Consider the following 20,448-nt stretch of genomic DNA (forward strand, 5'->3'; position numbering starts at 1 on the left):
AGATTTCAGACAAATAATATTTAGTCACTAAAATATAACAAAAATTGTGCTTTTATGGGATTTTATAACTATAAACGGGGTAACCTTTTTTTGAGTTTCATGAAGCGAATGGCATATAGTATCTTTAAAAATAGTCTTTTTCAAAGAAAACACCTTGAACCCCAGGTTACTATGGGTTCAAGGTGTATATTCTAATCACTATGATGCACTTTTTTTAGTCGCAAGGACTAAATTCAAATTGCTTTTTAAACGGGGATCCTCAGGAGAATGCTCTAGGGCTTTTATTGCGTGTTCCTCTGATTCATCAAGCATTCCCATACGGTATGCCGCGATGGAGCATAAATCATCTGGGGTATGATCCCAGGAGTAGCCCATATTTACAAAAGTTTTTGATTTTTCTTTTATTTTCAACGCTTCTTTTGCCGTATAATAGCTCATGGTCCAATCTTTTAGTTCGTAACACATTCTGGAGAATTCCACGTATGGATCTCTGATGGTGGACACCTCTGCAATTGCGCGGAAATACCAGCTATATGCTTCCTTTATCTTTTCAAGGCGATAATAGGATTTCGCAATCCACCGCATAGCGGCACATCGTTCGTCTGGCCAGTTTGCGTTTGGCAAATTCAGATAAGCATTTAAAGTGTCAATGCTCTTTTGCCATTCACCTTTATACATATATTCTCTGCCAAGATAGTAGCGCATCCGCTCATCTATTGGATCCTCTTCCACCGCCAGTTCTAACAGGGGTAAATAAGATCCTCGTGATTTGGTGGGATCTGGATGATGGTTTAAAACCATGCCTTCAATGTATACGGTTTCAAGTGGCAAATCGCTGACGTATTGAACAAATTCATGAATGGGGCATTTCCAGCGAAATCCTTTGCGCCCATGCACTTTGAAATAGTAAAACTGGATATCCGGTGTTCCATCTGCCTTAAGACTCCAGTTATACAGATATCGACCAGTTTTTGATATGGGACCTTGGTGAATGGGCTTATGATTTAGCCATGCCTCTTCCAGCTTTTTCCTCCAGCCTGGTTCAAAGAGCTCATCTAAATCTGTGCAGACACAAACATCCACATCATCTGGAACATGTTCCAGGGATAAGTTTCTGGCTACATCAAATCTCCATGGCTTTACAATATCTACATAAACAACTGCTCCTCTTTCCCTTAGCTTCTCCACCGTACCGTCATCTGACCCTGTATCCGTAACAACAATGAGATCTGCCTCATTCATAGAATCCATCCATTGATCTACGAAATCAACTTCATTTTTACAAATGGCGTAGACACATACCTTTAATTTGCTCATGAAGATACCTCCTCATTGGTTTTCCTTTGACATCTATCTTCTATCAAAGCAAGATTGCTCTTAAGTCGTAGATTTTCAGGGTCCATCTCCAGAGCTTTTATGGCATACTCTCTTGCGCTCTCAAACATGCCCATACGATATCCACTGATGGCGCAATAATCATAAAAAGCGTATCCCCAACTGGCCGGATCTACCAAATAGCTTCCGGTACTTTCTGTAACCGTAAGACCTTTTTCCGCCATGGCAAAGCAAAGAGGCCAGTCTGCTTCCAAGTAACCGGCTTTTGCCAGCGCTAGATACGGTTCTCTTACATCAGGACATTCCGCAAGGGATCTTAAGAGCCAGGATCTTGCCTCTCTTTTATTGCCAAGTTCTTCATAGCTATGGGAAATAAATCGCATGGAAGCGCTTCGTTCCTCTAGCCACCTTGCAGTTGGAAGGGAAAGATGACGTTTTAGCATACTGATTGCTTTGTCATAATCTCCATGATATACATACTCTCTGCCCAGCCAAAACGTGGCTCTGTCATCGGTTGGATTTTCCTCCACAGATAATTCAAGAAGAGGGAGATATTGACTTCTGGCCTTGGATTCATCTGGGTAATGGTTTAATATCATCCCGCTGACCCAGCCTGAATTTTCCGGCAATTTCCCGCTGTATTCCAAAATCTCATGTACGGGATGAATCCATTGGTATTCCTTTCTTGAATGAATCTTCTCCATAGGAAACTGTTTCTTTGGAGTTCCATCAGGATTACAGCTAAATGTAAACAAATAACGTGCCCTGGTCTGACCGGGCTTCCACTGATCCTCTAGTTTCTTTCTCCAACCTGGCTCAAATACCTCATCAAGGTCATTGGAAACGCAGATATCTGCATCTTCCGGAATATGACTCATTGCCACGTTGCGGGCGGTATCAAAACGCCAGGGAGAAATGCTTTCCTCGTAAACGACTGCTCCTCTTTTTCGAAGCTTTTCCACGGTGTGATCTGTTGATCCAGTATCGGTTACAATTACCTCATCTGCTTCCGATACCGCATCCATCCAGCGGTCCACAAACTGTTCCTCATTTTTACTAATGGCGTAAACGCATATCTTATACTGATTCACTTTACCAACTCCTTCTGGGGATCTATACCTACGTTCTATTATACGTATCTAATTTCCTCCAGATAACCGGATTCCTACCCCATTTTATTTGCTAAATTCAATATATGCGGTTCGGACTTGTACCGTGAGCGGGCACAAATCAAAGACTTGCTTCTACTCCGTAGACGATATGATAGATTTCTTTCTTATATGGGAAAAACTTTTCCTTCGTAAAAGGTGTTCCATAGCTCATGATCATGAGTCTAAGAGGGTTGTCTTCTGGCTTAAGAGGCATCTGTTGGTAGTAAAAAGGATTTAAATGAAACCCAAGTCTTTGGTAGAAGCCAGCCCTGCGCTCTGTTATGGGATCGTCTTTCGTTACTGGTTCTATTTCAAGAAACACAGGTTTTGCAGTTTCTTTTAAAACCTCCTCTACAAGCTGCTTACCAAGTCCTTTTCCTCTTGATTTTTCTAAAGTCGCTAGATGTTCTAAAAATACACAACTAGGGAGTTCCCAATATCCTAAAAAGGCCAAAACCTCTCCTTGTTCTTCTACGATTCGAACCTGGTAGACAGGACTATCAAACACTTCTTCTTGTCCTTTCCTAGTGCGACGCTCAATGGCTGGAAAAGCTTCTTCATAGACTTTGTATATTTCCTCAAAACGGGATTTCGGGTGTTCTAAAAGCATAATTTTATCTCCTAACATTTACAATCTGCTTACCAGTGTATCATCCCCCATAGAAAGAAACAACGATAAAAGCCTGCTCCAGTCAGACCAGAACAAGCTTTTATAGTTGTTTACTTTATGGAAATTCTTCCCTGACCGAGAGGATTTGCGTAATCATTCCCTACATTGCCACCTAGCTGATTGCGGATATAGGAAGATAATAAATCAACATCAGTGATTACTTCATCCCGAATAATTTTACTGCCCTTAAACATGGTCAAACCATCACCGCCTGATTTTAGCATGTAATTATGAGAAGCTACGGTATAGGTTTTATTTATATCAAGTGTGGTACCGCCTACCTTAATATCAGAAACCCGATAAGCTCCATTCACCTTAATAAAGTTTCCTTTTTCATCTACCTGGACATTGGTGGAAACCTTTGAATCGATGGTATATGTGAGTCCGGATACCTGAAGGAAGCCACCACTTTCCTTTGGATAGTTCTTTGAAGCCATTTCAAGGGCATCTTTAATCTGCTGTCCTTTCACTTCTGCTACACACCCCATATTTCCAAAGGGGAACACAGTAAGGGTGTCATTGTATGTGATATTACCGGCCTTTATGTTAGCTCTGACTCCGCCTCCATTAGACAGGCCGATGTCAGCTCCGAGAACGAAACGGTATGAATCCGCACAAAGATCTCCAAGATTGGTTTCTCCACTTCTGACCGCACGATTTCCTGTTGCTGGATCGTTAACGGTCAATTCTGTATCGGTGTGTCCGATGACAGTTTTTAGAGTTTCGTTGTATTGGGATTGAATTGCTTTTATGTAACGATCGGTATCGTAATCAATGGCTTTGCCATCGGCTGTTACGGAACTCTTTGCCGGGATTACAAGCTGGGAGCCTACGGTTAAAACATTAGGGTCCTTGATAGCACTTCGGTTGGAATCATAGATTTCACGGTAACGATGATAAGAGCCTAATTCCTTCTTTGCGATTCGGCTTAAGGTATCTCCCTTTTTAACGGTATAAGTGCTTGCTACAACTCCTTCTGGAACCTTAGTGACCATCTCACCAGTTATGGTCCCATCAGTCTTAATCGTAAGCTTACCAATATTTTTAAGCTTGGTTCCTGTCTGGTTAAGAAGTACATCTTTACCGTCTTTGTTCTTCACGTACTTATTGTATACTTCATGAGAATGACCATCGATGACTGCGTTAATACCTGTGGTGTTTTTAATGACACGATCAGAGGTCCACTGATCGGTGGTTCCGTTCTCTCCAAGGTGACCAACTAATACAACGATTTCTGCGCCTTCTGCTTTTGCCTGATCGACGGAAGTCTGAATTTGGGTGTATAATTTTTTGCCACTTTCATCTTCGCAAAAACCATAGATGTAGGTTCCGTTTCCATCCTGGAAATAGGTTGGAGTGGACTTAGTAAAGCTTTCCGGTGTAGTCGCTCCTACAAATGCAACCTTTGTATCGCCATAGGTAAACATTTTATAAGGGGCAAATACAGCAGAACCTGTCCGAAGATCCATAAAATTGCTGGAGTAGTAGCCGCAGTTTAACTTTCCTGCCAGCTCTAAAAAACGGGGCATTCCATAATCAAATTCATGGTTACCTGGGACGGCGAAATCATAACCGACTTTATTCATAATGTCAATTATATAACCCCCGTCTGAGAGTGTGCCAATTGGTGCACCTTGAATGGCATCTCCCCCGTCTACCAGCGTCACATAAGGGGTTTGGGCTAACATCTCTTTTTTATAGAGAGCAAGTCCTGCATAACCAATGTTTTCATCAACTCCGCAGTGGACATCGTTGGTGTAGAGAACCACAATATCCTTGTCCGCAGCCCATGAAGTGATGGATATACCAGTAGTAAGGGAAAGAACCATGAGAAGTGCCATACAAAGTGACAGAAACCTTTTTCTTATACTTCCTTTCATTGCTTAAATCCTCCTTTGGGAACGCTTATTTTCCCTTATTATACCAGATTCATGTAAAGATAAGATATAATTTTCTTCAAATTTTTCTTTTTTCTGATCGTCCAAATATTTTTATTTCTAAGCCTATTATTTCAAGTAAAAAAAGTGTTCTCTGCGCTTTAAATTGGTTCCGCAGAGAACACTTTTTGTCTATTTCTTATTCACTATCTTTACTAATTCCAATTCTCAATTCTTCAAGCTGTTTTGAATCTACTGGAGCTGGTGCCTCTGACATAAGGCAAGAAGCATCCTTCACCTTCGGGAACGCAATGACATCACGAATGCTGTCCGCCCCAACAATTAACATAATCACACGATCCAGCCCGTAAGCCAAACCTGCGTGAGGAGGAACTCCAAATTTAAAAGCATCTAACAAAAAGCCAAACTGCTCCTGCGCCTGCTCTTTACTAAAGCCAAGAATCTCAAGCATCTTAGACTGGATATCACCTTGATGGATACGGACAGAACCGCCACCAATCTCAGTACCATTTAATACAATGTCGTATGCCTTTGCACGAACGGCACCTGGATTGGTGTCGATCATCGCCCAATCCTCATCCATTGGCATGGTAAATGGGTGATGCATAGCAGTGTAACGACCTTGTTCCTCAGAATACTCTAAGAGTGGGAATTCCGTTACCCATAAGAACTTAAACTCATTCTTTTTCAGGAGATCAAGCTGTCTTGCTAGTTCAAGTCTTAAGTTTCCTAACACGTCAAACACAACTTTGTCTTTGTCCGCTGCAAATAAGAGAAGATCTCCTGGTTTTCCGCCCAATGCTTCTGCCAGGATATGAAGTTCTTCCTCTGTCATAAATTTAGAAAAGGAACATTTATAGGTTCCATCTTCATTGATTGCCAGATAAGCAAGTCCTTTGGCTCCAAAGCCTTTGGCATATTCTACGAGGGCATCAATTTTCTTACGAGGCATAGCTCCCTGACCTTCGGCATTGATTGCACGTACTGATCCGCCCATTTCTAACGCACCCTTAAATACAACAAATTCAGTATCCTTAACTAATTCAGATACATCATTCAGCTCCATTCCAAAACGCATGTCTGGCTTGTCGGAACCAAAACGGTCCATAGCTTCTCTCCAGGTCAATCGTTCAATTGGAAGAGGAAGGTCGCAATTGCAGATTTCCTTAAATATCTTTTTCAGCAGTCTTTCATTGACATTTAATACATCATCAACATCAACAAAGGAGAGCTCCATATCGATCTGGGTAAATTCTGGCTGTCTGTCTGCTCTTAGATCTTCATCACGGTAACATCTAGCTAGCTGGAAGTAACGGTCATAACCAGAGCACATCAAAAGCTGCTTATACAACTGGGGAGATTGAGGAAGTGCATAAAAAGAACCAGGGTGAACACGGCTTGGTACCAAATAATCTCTGGCGCCTTCGGGTGTACTTTTAATCATGGTAGGTGTCTCGATCTCTAAAAATCCCTCTTCTGCAAGAAATGCTCTTGCAAGAGTCGCCACCTGGCTTCTGATCATCATATTTTTTTGAATGTCTGGTCTTCTAAGATCCAAATAACGATATTTTAATCTCAATTCTTCTTTAGTCTTGCTATTCTCTTCAATAGGGAATGGCGGAGTCTCGGATTCAGAGAGGATTCGCAAGTCCCTTGCGCGCACTTCAATGGCACCAGTGGCCAGATTTTCATTAACACCGCCAGCCCGGCTTTCAACCACGCCGGTAATTGCAACAACAAATTCACTTCTTAATCGCTCCGCTTTTGAAAAGCTTTCTGCTCCGCATTCGCTTTCTTCAAAAATGATCTGCAAAAGTCCGGAACGATCTCTTAAATCTACAAAGATGATCCCTCCCTTATTTCTGCTTTTCTGAACCCAACCCATAACAGTCACTTCTTTGCCCGCATCTGCTGTGGTAACCTCTGTACATCTATGGGATCTTTTTAATCCCAACATTGACTCTGCCATAATTTCCTCCTGAATAAATTTATTTCATATTATCTTTATAAAATTCTTTAAACTGGGTATAGCCTTCTTTTAAAAGACCATCCTTCTGGAATTTTTTATTCTTGTTCATCTGAGAGACTAATACAGTCACGCCCTTCGCCCGTTCTTCCATGGCTTCCTTCATAACCTGATTGGTCAATTCATCACTGACACCCTTTTCCAACAGAAATGCTGTCTTTTCCTGACTGCCTGGAACGGTAAAGCCTTCCTCCATTAAAATGGTGACGATACGTTCAAAACCAATGGAAAAACCACATGCTGGAGTATCCATTCCGGTAAATTTCCCAATCATCTTATCGTAGCGTCCGCCGCCACCCACTGATCCTGGGAAACCCTCTACCTGAATCTCAAATATGGTTCCAGTATAGTAAGACATTCCTCTTACTAACGTGGGATCAAACTGAATGGAAAACTGACTGGTCGCAATTCCAGTCACACTGTCAATGATCGCAGCCAGGTTCTCTGCCTGATCATCTTCCAAAGAGCCTTTTAAGGTTTCACCAAGGCTTCTAACCCCAGAAGCATCCGGAGTAGTTGACTCAAAGAGGGATAAGTATTTCTTAACTTTATCTTCCTCATAGCCAGCTTCAATCAGTTCTTTTTCCACGCCATCCATGCCGATCTTGTCCATCTTATCCAGTATAATAAATACCTGGTCATAAGAATCCTCAGAAAAGCCGCAAAAAGCCGCCATTCCTTTTAAGATGTTTCTGTCATTGATTCTAACCGTATATCCTTTAAAGCCGATCTTTCCTAAGAGTGTGGTGGTAGCCAAAATCAAATCGATTTCTGCCAGCCTGCTGCCGTCTCCAAGGATATCGATATCACACTGAACGAACTGTCTGAATCGTCCTCTTTGAGGGCGGTCTGCTCTCCAAACACTTCCCATCTGAAGGGATTTAAATGGAGAGGGCAAAGAAGCGGCATGATTGGAATAATATCTACATAAAGGAACGGTTAAATCATAACGAAGTCCGCTGTCAGTCAAATCAATTTCTTCTTTGGCTTCCTCTATATTTAACTTTTCTCCACGCTTCATAATCTTAAAAATCAACTTTTCATTGTCACCGCCCTGTTTGCTGGACAGATTTTCTATATGCTCCACGCAGGGAGTTTCAATGGAATGAAAGCCAAAGCCACCGTAAGTTTCACGTATCTGGTTCGTTACGTATTCACGCACCTGCATTTCTGCGGGCAGAATATCCTTCATTCCGGTAACCGGTTTCTTTTTCAATGCCATCTCATTCACTCCGTTTTTCTTAATTTAATGATGATTCCTGCTTTTATTTTAAATTACATTTCTAAATTTGCAAGCATTTTTTCTTTTCTTTCTATCATTTCGTCGATTCGATTGATATACAGGTCCACGTCTTTGACATTTTCCACACGTTCCAGGCGGTTTTCTTTGTGAAATACCACCTTAGTGCTAGTTCCGGCTCCAAGAGCGATTATGGTCTGCTTTTCTTCCATAATCAGAATGTTGTAGATGCATGCCTTCCCAGGTAGAGAGTATCCTACATTTTCAAAATTCCCCGCCATGTTTTTCTGACGATATAAGTAATATGGCTCTTGACCCATCTTCCTTGCATACTCTGCAGTTAGATCAATCATCTCCTGGGTGTTTACCATTTTCAAATCACCGTACTTGTCCTTAAACATGTTAAGACGAGCCGCACGCTTGATTGCCAAGGAATGAACGGTGATGCTGTCCGGGGATAGTGCCTTTATCTCTTCCATGGTATTTCTCACATCTTCTATGTCTTCTTCCGGCAAACCGATGATGAGATCCATGTTAATGTTATCAAATCCCAGTGACCTAGCAAGGGAAAACTGTTCCTTAACCATGTCCACCGTATGCCTTCTGCCAATGATAGCAAGCGTCTCCTGCTTCATGGTCTGAGGATTAATAGAGATTCTAGTCACTCCATGAGATTTTAATATCTTTAGCTTGTCCTCTGTGATGCTGTCGGGCCTTCCTGCCTCTACGGTAAATTCTTTTACCGTACTAAAATCAAAGGTATCATACAGTCTTTGAATCAGCACATCCAGATGGTGTGCGGATAGAGAGGTAGGAGTTCCGCCTCCGATGTATACAGTATCCAGGGTTCTCCCTTTCATCCGTTTGGAAGTATATTCCATTTCCCGAAACAACGCATCTAAATACAGATCCATACGTTTTTCCCACTGGGAAATGGGATAAGACGTAAATGAACAGTAAAGACAGGTGGTTGGACAAAAAGGAATTCCAATATAGAGACTGTAACCACGTTCAAAGTCAATCTCTGAAAGAAGGCTGATCTCCCTGCTTGCAATCTCAACACTTAAATTGATTTTGGCATCACTTGCTAAGTAAGCTTTCTTCATATAGGCACTGACTTCGTCCTTAGAACGTCCCGCCAAAAGCTCTGTCATTGCAATCTTGGTTGGCCGAATACCCGTTAAGGTTCCCCAGGGAAGGGTTGCTTTTGTATGTTCCATTGACATCTTATAAAGCATGCGTTTGATCCGGTTCTTCGTCTCAAACCGATCAGGGAAATGGACTTCAACGGAGTCTGTTAATTCCTCACCGCTTTCCATATCCCTGATGTTAAGTAAAAAGCTATTCTCTTCCGTCTTGCTTCGGACCACAAGTCGGTAATCTTCCTCTGTCGTCTCCTGGTGGGAAAAGCTCTCCCCTGGATAAAAGGCCATTATTAATTCCCTGATATCCTGCTCAAAAGACTGGTCATCTAAAAATAATCCTATCATATTTTTTCCTATTCTCTGTATAATGCCACTGGATTGTAAACCAATTCATGGCCGATGGTGGTCTTATCTCCATGCCCAGGATAAACAAGCGTATCTTCTGGTAGTACAAACAGCTTTTCTCTAATGGATCTGATTATAAGGGACTGATCTCCCATGGGAAAATCCGTTCTGCCAAGGGATTCTAAAAACAGAGTATCTCCGCTTATAAGAACCTCTTCATCCGCGATAAAGAAACAGATAGAACCTCTTGTGTGACCTGGTGTATGAATCACCTGAAAGGTAATTCCAGATAGGGTTATACTCTCCCCATCTTTTAAAAATACATCAGGTAAAAGGGTATACCCTCCTCCAAATCCACCAGATAAGTTAATGGACGGATCCATCAACGTCATCTTCTCATGTTCGCCTGCGTAGATTTTTATATCCGGATACCAACGCTTTACCTCATCCACGCCAAGAATATGGTCAAAATGTCCATGAGTCAGAAAAATTGCTTTTGGCATTACACCAAGCTCCTTGCACTTTTCTACAAGATAACCACCCTGTGCACCAGGATCTACAATTATCGCCTCTTGAAGTGACTCTCGGTATAAAATATAGCAGTTTGTGCCAATCTGTCCTACTGGATATGTCTTTATTCTAAAATCACTCATGTTCTCTCTCCTTACTAATCTTGTCTGTATGTATTTATTTTATAAGGAAAATACCGGAATGTCTGTGCCATATAAAAGCTTTGCGCCATAATGGTCTGCATATTCCGTCCAAAGCAGATTCTTTTCCTGTCTTGTAGTGATAAAGTAATCCGCAGATGCAAACAGGCTCCTTACATCCTCCGATGGAATGGAGTCCACGATTATGATGTCATCTCCCAAACCTTTATAATCCTTTAACATATCAAGTAACATCTCTTTGTGCCCTTGTTCCACCGACAAGGAAGAAAGATACAGAATCAACCTTGAATGATAACCGGTTTCTTTTAGTGCGATATACTCTTTTACTACCTTTTGCCAAACTGGGAAGGGTTCCTTGGCATCCATGATAAGAAGAAGGTTTTTCCTTGTATCTTTCTCATATGCAGGTACTACCTGATCCCAGGCCTCTCTTGCCTCTTTTTGGAATTTCTCTATAAAAAGTTCTACGGGCTGAAACAATTCCTCTTTCCGCTCCAAAAGTTTTGTCAAATCCCAATTCCACCAGGCAATTTCATTTAAGGCCGCTCGCTGTTCCTCTGGAAACCGGTATCCAATAATCTTAGCCGGATTCCCCGCCACAATGGCGTAGGAGGGAACGTCCTTTGTCACTACACTTTCCGCACCGATAATCGCACCGTTATGAATGGTGATACCACTAAGTAAGGTAACGCCGTGACCGACCCATACATCGTTTTGAATGAGTACACTTCCCTTTCGTTTCAGCTTGCTGGGTCTGGTTTCTGAGATAAAAGACGGACTTCCCTGAAAAACGGATTTATAATCATGGTTTAAATTAATCAGAAACGTAATCTTCTCTGCAAGAGCGGAGTACTTTCCAATCTGGATACAATGTACACCTTCCGCATAATTAAAATTAATTCCGGATTGAATCTCAGCACCTACAATGTAACTGTCTATATCTAACTGGAGCAGAGGAAACTGCAAATCTGTTCCTGGAACTGGCAGCGGACATACCGTCGCCTGTCTGATCGTAAATGGATTGTAATGAATACCTTGAATCATAGGGATTCTCCTTTCGATCGTGAAACATCGGCTTAAAAAGAGAAAACTGCGCTATCCCGCAGTCCTCTCAATGTCTATTACTCCTTCAATTTGTCTCAGCTTATCTACTAGTTTTCCAAGTTCCTCTACACCATGAATGTCAAAGGTCATGGTAATCGTAGCTTTACCTTGCTTATTGGTTCTGGAATTCATGGAGGTAATATCGATCTGACGTTCCGTAAATACCTTAGAGATATCTACAAACATACCAATACGATTGTTGGCAAATATCTTAATCTCAGAGGAGTAACGCTCTTTTGTCGCTTCTCCCTCCTGATCTTGCCATTCGGCATCAATGAGACGGTTTCTTTCATCTTCCGGCAGATTTAATACATTCACACAGTCGGTTCTGTGAATGGAAATTCCTCTTCCTCTTGTAACAAAGCCCATAATCTCATCTCCAGGTACCGGACTGCAGCATTTGGAGAAACGAACCGCCAGATCATGAATGCCCTTTACTACGATTCCACTGCCACTACGTCTCTTAACCGGCAGTTTGTTGCTCATATCTTCAATGTCATTTAAAATCGTCTTGTCGGTAACACTCTTCTTAAGCTTCTTCTCCCGCTCATCAATCATCTTATTGATGACCTGGCCTTCTTTTAAGCCGCCATGTCCAATGGAAGCAATCACGGATTCCCAATCACGGAAAGCATAACGCTTCATGACTTTATCCTGATACTCTGGCTTGTTGATATCGGAATAAACAATTCCCTTTGTCTTGCAGTATTTATCCACCATCTCCTTACCGCGGAGGATGTTGTCTTCCTTAAGCTCAGTCTTAAACCACTGGTTGATCTTATTCTTAGCCTGAGTACTTTTTACGATATTCAGCCAGTCCCTGCTTGGACCCCTGCTGTTTTGGGAGGTGATGATCTCTACCTGGTCTCCGTTTTGAATTACATATTCGATGTTGACCAGCTTTCCGTTAACACGGGAACCAACCATCTTATTACCAACAGCACTATGGATGGAGTATGCAAAGTCAATTGGAGTTGAGCCGCTTGGTAAGTTCTTTACATCGCCAGAAGGTGTAAAGCAGTAAACGCTATCAGAGAATAAGTCAAGGTCACCCTTTACCATGTTTAAGAACTCCATGTTATCGGACATGTCCTTTTGCCATTCCAGAATCTGACGTAGCCAGCTTAACTTCTCTTCCTCTTTGGCCGCAGCCACCTGTCCGCTTCCGCTTTCCTTATACTTCCAGTGTGCAGCAATACCGTACTCTGCTGTGCGGTGCATCTCATAGGTACGAATCTGAATCTCAAAGGGCTGACCGTTATTACCAATCAGTGTCGTGTGAAGGGATTGGTACATATTTGGTTTTGGCATTGCAATATAATCTTTAAAACGACCAGGAATCGGCTTATAAAGCTCATGAATGACGCCTAGTGCTGCATAGCAGTCCTTTACGCTCTCCACGATAATTCTTACTGCAAACAGATCATAAATCTGATCCAGAGTTTTATTTTGATTCACCATCTTTTTATAGATGCTGAAAAAATGCTTGACGCGGCCGTCCACTTTGCCTTCGATCCCAGAAGTAAGTAGATGTTCCTCAACCTCATCTACAATACTCTTTACAAAGTATTCCCTGGTTTCCTTTTTTAGAGATATTTTCTCTGCCAGTTCATAGTAAGTATCTGGATGAAGGTATTTGAGGGACAGATCGTCAAGCTCAATCTTTATCTTTGAAATACCAAGACGGTGGGCAATCGGAGCATAAATTTCCATGGTTTCCCTGGCTTTATCCTTTTGCTTTTCCGGTTTCATGTACTGAAGGGTCCGCATGTTATGAAGACGGTCAGAAAGTTTGATAATAATTACTCGGATGTCTTTTGCCATGGCTAAGAACATCTTTCTAAGATTCTCTGCCTGCAACTCCATCTTATCCATAGACCAGGATATCTGAGTCAGTTTCGTTACACCATCTACCAAGAGGGCGACTTCTTCGCCAAACTCTGACTTCAGTTCATCTAAGGACATAACCGTGTCCTCTACCACATCATGAAGAATTCCGGCTGCGATGGTCTCTTTATCCATCTCCAGATCTGCCAGAATGATTGCAACACAAAGAGGGTGAATGATATAGGGTTCACCCGATTTTCGCTTTTGGTCTTTATGGGCATCGTGAGCGATCTGATATGCCTTTTTAATCATGGTTATATCATCGGAAGGATGGTATCGTCTGATGCTTTTCACCAGCTCTTCATAAAGCACCTCAGGGCTCGTAAAATCCGCAGGGGCCTCCAATTCCGTATCAAGTCCCTGCTTCTCCCGCTTTGCCATCTCCAAAGCTGCCTTATTATTATTTTCCATCATTGGATAATCCGCCATATGCCGTCACCTTTTTCTAGCATTCCAGTATTTATTGTTTTTTAAACGTAGTTATCATTCATTATAATTATTATTGTCGAAAAATGCAATTATTTTTTCTTTCTCTTCCTGTTTTAGAAAAGCACCTTCCAGCGCATACCGGTTCATCTGCCTTAAATCCGACTCTGTAAATCCCATATGCTCTTTTATTATTTCTGCTTCCTTTAAAAGGCTTGTGTCAGAAACAGTCGTGTTATCCGTATTATAGGTCACACGGATTCCTCTGTCATAAAATGCCTTAAGAGGGTGTTCTTTAATGGAAGGGACTGCCTTCGTCTGAAGATTGCTGATCACACACATCTCTAATATAATCTTTTCCCTTTTTAAAAGGTCCATACATGTTTCAGATTGTATCGCAGCACAACCGTGTCCAATTCGTTTGGCACCGTAGGCCACCGCTTTGATTATATTCTCGCAATCTCCGCATTCTCCTGCATGAATGGTAAAGGGGATGTCCATTTGATAAGCCTTTTTAAAGAGAGGTTCAAAATGTGCCATAGGCACCATTCCTTCCGGTCCTGCAATATCAACTCCTGCCACTCCCTTATTTAAATAGCCACCTGCAAGATCAAAGGTTTCCTCATTTTCCTTATCAGAACCATTCACCATAGAACAAAGCAGAATACCTGCCTGAATAGATGGTGCTTCCTTTGTTCCCTTCTCCACTCCACGAATAACAGACTGAACCACCTTTTCCTTCGTAAGTCCTTTTCTCATGTGAAGCTGGGGCGCAAACCTTATCTCTGTATAGATCAGTCCTTGCTCCGCCAGGCGTATTACAAGGTCCTTTGATGCCAACTCCAGTGCATCTTCTGTCTGTAAAAGCTGTGCCGGAAGATCAAAGCACTTTAAATATTCCACCAAGCTTTTGCAATCGTCTCCTACGGAGATACTTTCCTTTACACTCTTTCCTTCAAAATCATAGCCGATTTCAGCTGCAAGCAGCCTTACCACATCAGTTGATAAGGAGCCGTCCAAATGCAGATGGAGATCAGTTTCCAGTCGTTTCATAACGATCCCTCCTTTCTTCAATGCAAATATTCTATCATATTCCTGGGCATGCAACAATTAGTTTTATTGATGATTCAAAATGGCAGACGGTTTTAGCCGCCTGCCATTTAAAGAAATATACACCACAAAGGTATGGTGACCAAGGATAACAGTGTTGTCACTACCACACACTTGGTGGCAAAAATATAATCTCCGTTATATTTTGCAGCCAGTATGGCGGTTGTACTTCCTGCTGGCATTCCAGCTAAAAGAATAGACACTCCTGATAGCATTGGGTCCACAGAAAAGATGCGGCAGGCGATAAATACCATAAAGGGAATCAGGAATAACCGGATTACCGTATATTTCACAATTCCCCAGTCCAGCATACTCTTAAGCTTCACTTCAGCCAATATGGTACCGATTAACACCATGGATACTGTGGTGGTACAACCTCCCACCCCTCTAATGGTGTTTTCTAAAAACTCCGGCATCTTTAACTGAGTGACCAGGAAAAACACACCAATATAAACTGCTATAATACAAGGGTGCGTCAAAACCTTTTTTACAACCGTCTTCCGATCCGGACTTTCCGTAAAATATGAGACTCCCGCCGACCACATGACGATTCTTTGTGGGATAAGGAATATGGAGGCAAACATGAGTCCCTGCGCTCCATAAACACCTTCGGCAATGGGATTACCCATAAATCCGGCATTGGAACAGACCGTGCCGTATTGCAGTACTTTTTTCCTGCTATCTGGTTCTTTTTTGTAGAGAGTATTTGCAAGAATCAGGCATACAACCTGAATCAAGGAAGCGATCACAAGTATGATGGCAAACTCCATGAATACTTTTCTATTAAACTCAATCAAAAAAGAGCTAATAATATTACAAGGCAGGATAAAATAAATCACAAGATCCGTTAAGACTGCCTTCGCCTCCTCGTGAAGAATCCCTTTTTTTCGAAGGATTATGCCTGCTGCCACGAGAAGGAATAACATTCCTTGAAGATTAATCAAACTATTATAATTCATGTCTACTGCTCATCTTTTGATTTCATATATTCATCCATAGCCTGAGCTACTCTCTTTGAATATGCCACAGCCTCAACTACCGTTCTAGCCCCCATAACTACATCACCAGAAGCAAAAACACCTGGAATTGTAGTACGTCCCTCTTCATCGGTCACAAGAAGACCGTTTTCACTGGCCTTTAAGCCTTCTGTGGTGCTTATGAGCTTGCTTTTTGGTCCCTGGCTAATGGAGATGATGGTGGAATCCGCATAAACCTGCTCCCGTTCTTCCTCCATGCCAATCTGCTTGCCTTCCTCATCATAGAGTACCGTTTCAAATACCGGGCCATCGTCTGTGATCTCATAAATCTGTTTTCCATACTGGAAGTTGGCACCGTCAATCTTTGCATAAGCAGTTTCATGATCACTTGCATTGCTGTGTAGACCTCTTGCGTAAAGAGTTACCTTTCTTGCCCCGTGACGAATTACGGTTCTGGCCACATCCATGGCTGAGTTACCCATACCAATAACCGCTACGCTTTCTCCCAGATCATAAGCATCTGGATTTGCCAGATAATCAATGGCATAGTGTACATTACCAAGAGATTCTCCTTTAACGCCAAGAGTTTTAGGTCTCCATACTCCGGTTCCAATAAAGATACTTTGATAGCCATCTCTTACTAAATCCTTAATCTCTAAGGCAGTTCCAATGGCAGTGTTTGGACGAATCTTAACTCCGATTCCTACAAGCTTCTTTTTGTAACGTTCCAGAATGGATTTTGGAAGTCTAAACTCTGGAATTCCGTACTGAAGAACTCCTCCGACCTTATCCTTTGCATCGAAAATGGTAACGCTATAACCTTCCTTCGTCAAAAGGATGGAAATGGTAATTCCAGCCGGACCGGCGCCGATGACAGCAACCTTTTTCCCGTTTTTCGGCTTGCATTCAATTTTTAATTTATCAAAAATAGTATCGGATATATAATTTTCAATGCTGCTTATGTGGACTGATTGTCCTTTTTTTCCAAGAATGCAGTGACCCTCGCACTGCTTTTCATGGTTGCAAACCAAAGAACAAACAAGAGACAGAGAATTGTTTTCAAACAACATCTCTCCTGCCGCATTGAGATCTCCCCCCTTAAAAGCCTGAATCATCTGAGGAATTGGAGTATTAATGGGACAGCCCTGACGGCACAAAGGCTTTTTGCAGTTTAAACATCTATTTGCTTCATCAATAACATGTACGGCCATTGTAATTTTCCTTTCTCTAACTGTGTGAATGAGACTGCTGCAATATGGTCATCATATGTTTTAGTTCCTATCATAGCATAGTAAAAATCATAAAATCAAGACTCCCATAAAATGTATCGAAAAAAATAAATTTTGATAAAAATATATCGATATAAAAAGCGACCAGGGGATTCCCAAATCAGGTGTTTTCACACTCTGCACTTGGGAATCCCCTGGTCTTTTTATTTATTTACCTTCATAGATAATCAGAGATTCTACATCATAGCCTTTCAGCTTTTCTCTTCCCTGTAATCCAGCAAGTTCCATGATAAAGCAGATCTTTACTACTTCTCCGCCCAACTGTTCCACCAGCTTTATAATCGCTTCGATGGTTCCGCCAGTCGCGATAAGATCATCAATGATAACAATCTTCTGGCCTGGCTTAATGGATTCTTTGTGAAGTTCAATGGTTGCAGTGCCGTATTCTAACTCATAATCCATGGAAAGAACTTCTCTTGGAAGTTTTCCTTTTTTACGTACTGGAATAAAGCCTTTTCGCTCTGCATAAGCAACTGGAACTCCAAAGATAAAGCCTCTTGACTCTGGTCCGATAACTGAATCGTATTCCACTCCTTCAAGCATCTTGCGAACGCCATCAACAGCCAGACAGAGCCCATCTGGATCTTCCAGTATGGTAGTCACGTCACGGAATACAATTCCCTCTTCTGGGAAATTTGGTATACTTGTGACATAATCTTCTAATTTTTTCATTTCCTATACCTCATATTGTTATTGTTTTCATAAGTGTTACAGCACAACCTTACCTATTATAGCGCAAACCTTGTTTTCAGGCAAATATTGTTTTTACCATTTTGTAATTTTCACAAAAAGGAATGCCTCCCGCAATATATGGCGGAAGGCATGTCATTGTTCCATAAAGCCTTAACCTCTGGGATGTACTCCTGTATAAACACGACGAACGGCTTCCTTTTGAGCATAATTCATATACATCTGAGTAGTAGCCATATCGGAATGTCCAAGCATAGCTTGTACTACATGAATGTCCGCTCCATTGCGCAAAAGATGGGCTGCAAAGGAATGTCTTAAAGAATGAGGCGTGATATCAGCTTTAATCCCTGCCTTATCTCCGTAAAACTTAACAATCTTCCAAAATCCCTGACGGCTCATCGGTCTTCCGTTACAATTGGTAAAGAGACATTCACAGTCCTGTTCCTTTAAAAGATGTTCTCTTCCCCGTTCCATATAAGCAGAAAGGGCCAGTTTTGACACCTTACCAAAAGGAATCATGCGCTCCTTATGCTCGTCCTTACAGGTAATATAACCTACTGTAAGATTCACATCGGATTTTTTCAAATTAATTAATTCGGATACTCGGATGCCTGTGGCATAAAGAAGCTCCAGCATAGCCCTGTCTCTAAATTCCTTTGGAGTCTCCCCATCAGGCTGACTTAAAAGGCAATTTACTTCGTCCACAGTCAATATGATTGGTTCCTTCTTTTCTACCTTTGGCGCCTTAATCAGTTCTGCCGGATCTTTGCCGATATTGCCCTGAGTGCATTCATAATGAAAGAATGCCTTCATGGATGCCAGTGTTCTAGAAATGGTAGTGGTCGCCCTCCCCGCTTTTTCCAGGTACAGAATATAAGAGTTTAGGCTAGTCTTTGTGACCTTCCCGACCTCTACAATTCCCTGCTGTCCCAAAAAGGAAGCCAACTGCATCAAATCCCTCTGGTATGAAACCTCTGTGTTCTTTGATGTTTTTTTTATCTCTCTTAAATAAATAATAAAGTGATTAATCTCAACTACCATTTCTATATCCCCTAACCGTTCGGTTTAAAAAATGCCTTAAAATAAGGCTTCTGTCTCTTATTATATAGACTATTTTCGATAAAATCAAACACATTTTTCCCACATCACCCTCGCTGCAAAGTAAATTTACATAATACATACAAGATATTGGTCATCTAATGTATTAGTTCGCAAGATATGGTAATATTACCAGTGTTATTTTCTCATTTATTTTTGCCATTTAAAGGACAGACTTTAGGAAAAATGGGTTTATCCATGCTTCCAGACCGCTTCCGGCGGCAGTCAGGAGCAGGAGTAAGATAAATGCAGGAATTCGAAATCTCCGTTCCTTTTGTATCCCAAGTAGCAATAAAATCCCAAAAACTGGAAGGTAGAATAGGCATTGTGGCATCACTGTCATAACGAAAACGGGAAGTCCCATAAGTCCTTTTTGAACGGTTATAACAGCAAGCACAAATCCCATGGAAAATCCTGCCATAGACATAAAGACACAAAACAATGGCAACGCGTAAGCGGTCATGCCAATAAGCCAGATGATCCACACCTCCATGAGCCTCTGACTTAGAACCTGTCCGAAAAGCTGCATGCGTTCCCCTTTTCCCAGATCAACATTCCGGTTTAGGAGGCCTAGATAATATACTGCTTCATCTGAAAAGGATGAGTACCAAAAATTAGCCATAACCGTTCCAGCAGTCAGTCCAATGAAAAAGCAGATCAGGTAGATATCCCATGCCCTTGTGCTACGATAAACCTTCATATAATTATGTTCCGTTCTTCTGCCAAAACGGATTCTTAACGTATCGAGTAAACTAGCCATAAAAAATCCCCCTACAGGTCTTGTCACAATTTATGCCTGCAGAGGGTTATTTATTCAGTTCTTATTTTATATCGTATTTTCTTGCATAGGCTAAAATAGCAGCTATGGTCTTTCCATCTGTAATCTCGCCTTGAAAGATCTTTTCCTCTAGATCTTTTACGGTCCACTCCTCCACATCGATACACTCTTCTTCATCCAGATTTTGCTTGGATGGGACTAAGTCTCTTGCAACAAAGATGTCAATGGCCTCGTCACAAAATGCCACGGTGGTGTTGACGCTGATTAGATATTCAAGTTTCTCTTTCTCTGTCTTAAATCCGGTCTCCTCTTCCAGTTCCCTATGGGCACAGTCGATCTTTGGTTCATCAGGAGCATCCAGGGCTCCAGCGGGAACCTCTAGTGTATAGCGATCTAAGGCGTTTCTGTACTGGCGTACCATTAAGATTTTGCCTTCCCGGGTGACTGGAACCACGGCAGCAGCTCCAATGTGGTGAATGAAATCCCAATGTGCTTCATGGCCGTTTGCAAGAATGGTATCCTGATACATCGTTAGGATACTCCCCTGATATTTAAAAGTTCTGTCCAAACGCACAACTGGTGGCTGTTTCATTTAGATTCCTCCGATT

Annotated in this window: 17 protein-coding genes; all 17 read right to left on the minus strand. The window is 41.8% G+C overall.

Annotated features, from left to right (window positions below):
• Positions 1 to 198: 198 nt before the first annotated feature.
• Positions 199 to 1,317, minus strand: a complete 1,119-nt coding sequence (locus tag BET01_RS06785; protein WP_120196057.1) for a tetratricopeptide repeat-containing glycosyltransferase — start codon at positions 1,315 to 1,317, stop codon at positions 199 to 201.
• Positions 1,314 to 2,426 carry a tetratricopeptide repeat-containing glycosyltransferase gene (locus tag BET01_RS06790; RefSeq protein ID WP_120196058.1) on the minus strand — a complete coding sequence of 371 codons (1,113 nt, stop codon included), beginning with the start codon at positions 2,424 to 2,426 and terminating at the stop codon, positions 1,314 to 1,316. Before BET01_RS06790 ends, BET01_RS06785 begins: the two co-directional genes overlap by 4 nt.
• Positions 2,427 to 2,565: 139 nt before the next feature.
• A complete protein-coding gene (locus tag BET01_RS06795; protein ID WP_120196059.1) occupies positions 2,566 to 3,096 on the minus strand; it encodes a GNAT family N-acetyltransferase in 531 nt (176 codons plus the stop codon).
• Positions 3,097 to 3,206: 110 nt separating this feature from the next.
• On the minus strand, positions 3,207 to 5,036 hold the full coding sequence (locus tag BET01_RS06800; RefSeq protein WP_120196060.1) for a bifunctional metallophosphatase/5'-nucleotidase: 1,830 nt from the start codon (positions 5,034 to 5,036) through the stop codon (positions 3,207 to 3,209).
• Between the two features lie 196 nt (positions 5,037 to 5,232).
• On the minus strand, positions 5,233 to 7,023 hold the full coding sequence (gene aspS / locus BET01_RS06805) for an aspartate--tRNA ligase (RefSeq protein ID WP_120196061.1): 1,791 nt from the start codon (positions 7,021 to 7,023) through the stop codon (positions 5,233 to 5,235).
• A 19-nt stretch (positions 7,024 to 7,042) separates the two neighbouring features.
• The gene (hisS, locus tag BET01_RS06810; RefSeq protein ID WP_120196062.1) at positions 7,043 to 8,302 is read right to left on the minus strand and encodes a histidine--tRNA ligase; all 1,260 of its coding nucleotides are present in this window, start codon (positions 8,300 to 8,302) and stop codon (positions 7,043 to 7,045) included.
• Between the two features lie 53 nt (positions 8,303 to 8,355).
• Positions 8,356 to 9,810 (minus strand): coproporphyrinogen dehydrogenase HemZ, encoded by a 1,455-nt coding sequence (gene hemZ / locus BET01_RS06815; RefSeq protein ID WP_120196063.1) that lies wholly within the window; start codon positions 9,808 to 9,810, stop codon positions 8,356 to 8,358.
• An 8-nt stretch (positions 9,811 to 9,818) separates the two neighbouring features.
• Positions 9,819 to 10,463, minus strand: a complete 645-nt coding sequence (locus tag BET01_RS06820; RefSeq protein ID WP_120196064.1) for an MBL fold metallo-hydrolase — start codon at positions 10,461 to 10,463, stop codon at positions 9,819 to 9,821.
• A 39-nt stretch (positions 10,464 to 10,502) separates the two neighbouring features.
• A complete protein-coding gene (locus tag BET01_RS06825) occupies positions 10,503 to 11,525 on the minus strand; it encodes a CatB-related O-acetyltransferase (RefSeq protein ID WP_120196065.1) in 1,023 nt (340 codons plus the stop codon).
• Between the two features lie 51 nt (positions 11,526 to 11,576).
• Positions 11,577 to 13,853 (minus strand): RelA/SpoT family protein, encoded by a 2,277-nt coding sequence (locus BET01_RS06830; RefSeq protein ID WP_120196150.1) that lies wholly within the window; start codon positions 13,851 to 13,853, stop codon positions 11,577 to 11,579.
• 102 nt (positions 13,854 to 13,955) lie between these two features.
• Positions 13,956 to 14,951: an adenosine deaminase gene (gene add / locus BET01_RS06835; RefSeq protein WP_120196066.1), complete on the minus strand. Its 996-nt coding sequence runs from the start codon at positions 14,949 to 14,951 to the stop codon at positions 13,956 to 13,958.
• Positions 14,952 to 15,058: 107 nt separating this feature from the next.
• The gene (locus BET01_RS06840; RefSeq protein WP_120196067.1) at positions 15,059 to 15,967 is read right to left on the minus strand and encodes an AEC family transporter; all 909 of its coding nucleotides are present in this window, start codon (positions 15,965 to 15,967) and stop codon (positions 15,059 to 15,061) included.
• Between the two features lie 2 nt (positions 15,968 to 15,969).
• Entirely contained in the window at positions 15,970 to 17,196 is a 1,227-nt protein-coding gene (locus BET01_RS06845; RefSeq protein WP_120196068.1) for an NAD(P)-dependent oxidoreductase, read from the minus strand.
• A gap of 225 nt (positions 17,197 to 17,421) precedes the next feature.
• Positions 17,422 to 17,946, minus strand: coding sequence for an adenine phosphoribosyltransferase (locus BET01_RS06850; protein WP_120196069.1), 525 nt, complete (start codon positions 17,944 to 17,946; stop codon positions 17,422 to 17,424).
• A gap of 171 nt (positions 17,947 to 18,117) precedes the next feature.
• A complete protein-coding gene (locus BET01_RS06855; RefSeq protein ID WP_120196070.1) occupies positions 18,118 to 19,005 on the minus strand; it encodes a site-specific tyrosine recombinase in 888 nt (295 codons plus the stop codon).
• 220 nt (positions 19,006 to 19,225) lie between these two features.
• Positions 19,226 to 19,822: a stage II sporulation protein M gene (locus tag BET01_RS06860; RefSeq protein WP_120196071.1), complete on the minus strand. Its 597-nt coding sequence runs from the start codon at positions 19,820 to 19,822 to the stop codon at positions 19,226 to 19,228.
• A 61-nt stretch (positions 19,823 to 19,883) separates the two neighbouring features.
• Positions 19,884 to 20,432, minus strand: coding sequence for an NUDIX hydrolase (locus tag BET01_RS06865; RefSeq protein ID WP_120196072.1), 549 nt, complete (start codon positions 20,430 to 20,432; stop codon positions 19,884 to 19,886).
• Between the last annotated feature and the right edge of the window lie 16 nt (positions 20,433 to 20,448).

Origin of the sequence: Lacrimispora algidixylanolytica (assembly GCF_003609635.1) — a bacterium.
GTDB lineage: Bacteria > Bacillota > Clostridia > Lachnospirales > Lachnospiraceae > Lacrimispora > Lacrimispora algidixylanolytica.

Excerpts from the sequence above, each read along its gene's own strand:
- BET01_RS06830 (WP_120196150.1), bottom strand. The coding sequence starts at position 13,853 with ATGGCAAAGCGGGAGAAGCAGGGACTTGATACGGAATTGGAGGCCCCT.
- hemZ (WP_120196063.1), bottom strand. The coding sequence starts at position 9,810 with ATGATAGGATTATTTTTAGATGACCAGTCTTTTGAGCAGGATATCAGG.
- BET01_RS06795 (WP_120196059.1), bottom strand. The coding sequence starts at position 3,096 with ATGCTTTTAGAACACCCGAAATCCCGTTTTGAGGAAATATACAAAGTC.
- BET01_RS06845 (WP_120196068.1), bottom strand. The coding sequence starts at position 17,196 with ATGGCCGTACATGTTATTGATGAAGCAAATAGATGTTTAAACTGCAAA.
- BET01_RS06840 (WP_120196067.1), bottom strand. The coding sequence starts at position 15,967 with ATGAATTATAATAGTTTGATTAATCTTCAAGGAATGTTATTCCTTCTC.
- BET01_RS06860 (WP_120196071.1), bottom strand. The coding sequence starts at position 19,822 with ATGGCTAGTTTACTCGATACGTTAAGAATCCGTTTTGGCAGAAGAACG.
- BET01_RS06825 (WP_120196065.1), bottom strand. The coding sequence starts at position 11,525 with ATGATTCAAGGTATTCATTACAATCCATTTACGATCAGACAGGCGACG.
- BET01_RS06865 (WP_120196072.1), bottom strand. The coding sequence starts at position 20,432 with ATGAAACAGCCACCAGTTGTGCGTTTGGACAGAACTTTTAAATATCAG.
- BET01_RS06800 (WP_120196060.1), bottom strand. The coding sequence starts at position 5,036 with ATGAAAGGAAGTATAAGAAAAAGGTTTCTGTCACTTTGTATGGCACTT.
- BET01_RS06820 (WP_120196064.1), bottom strand. The coding sequence starts at position 10,463 with ATGAGTGATTTTAGAATAAAGACATATCCAGTAGGACAGATTGGCACA.
- aspS (WP_120196061.1), bottom strand. The coding sequence starts at position 7,023 with ATGGCAGAGTCAATGTTGGGATTAAAAAGATCCCATAGATGTACAGAG.
- hisS (WP_120196062.1), bottom strand. The coding sequence starts at position 8,302 with ATGGCATTGAAAAAGAAACCGGTTACCGGAATGAAGGATATTCTGCCC.
- BET01_RS06785 (WP_120196057.1), bottom strand. The coding sequence starts at position 1,317 with ATGAGCAAATTAAAGGTATGTGTCTACGCCATTTGTAAAAATGAAGTT.
- BET01_RS06850 (WP_120196069.1), bottom strand. The coding sequence starts at position 17,946 with ATGAAAAAATTAGAAGATTATGTCACAAGTATACCAAATTTCCCAGAA.
- add (WP_120196066.1), bottom strand. The coding sequence starts at position 14,951 with ATGAAACGACTGGAAACTGATCTCCATCTGCATTTGGACGGCTCCTTA.
- BET01_RS06855 (WP_120196070.1), bottom strand. The coding sequence starts at position 19,005 with ATGGTAGTTGAGATTAATCACTTTATTATTTATTTAAGAGAGATAAAA.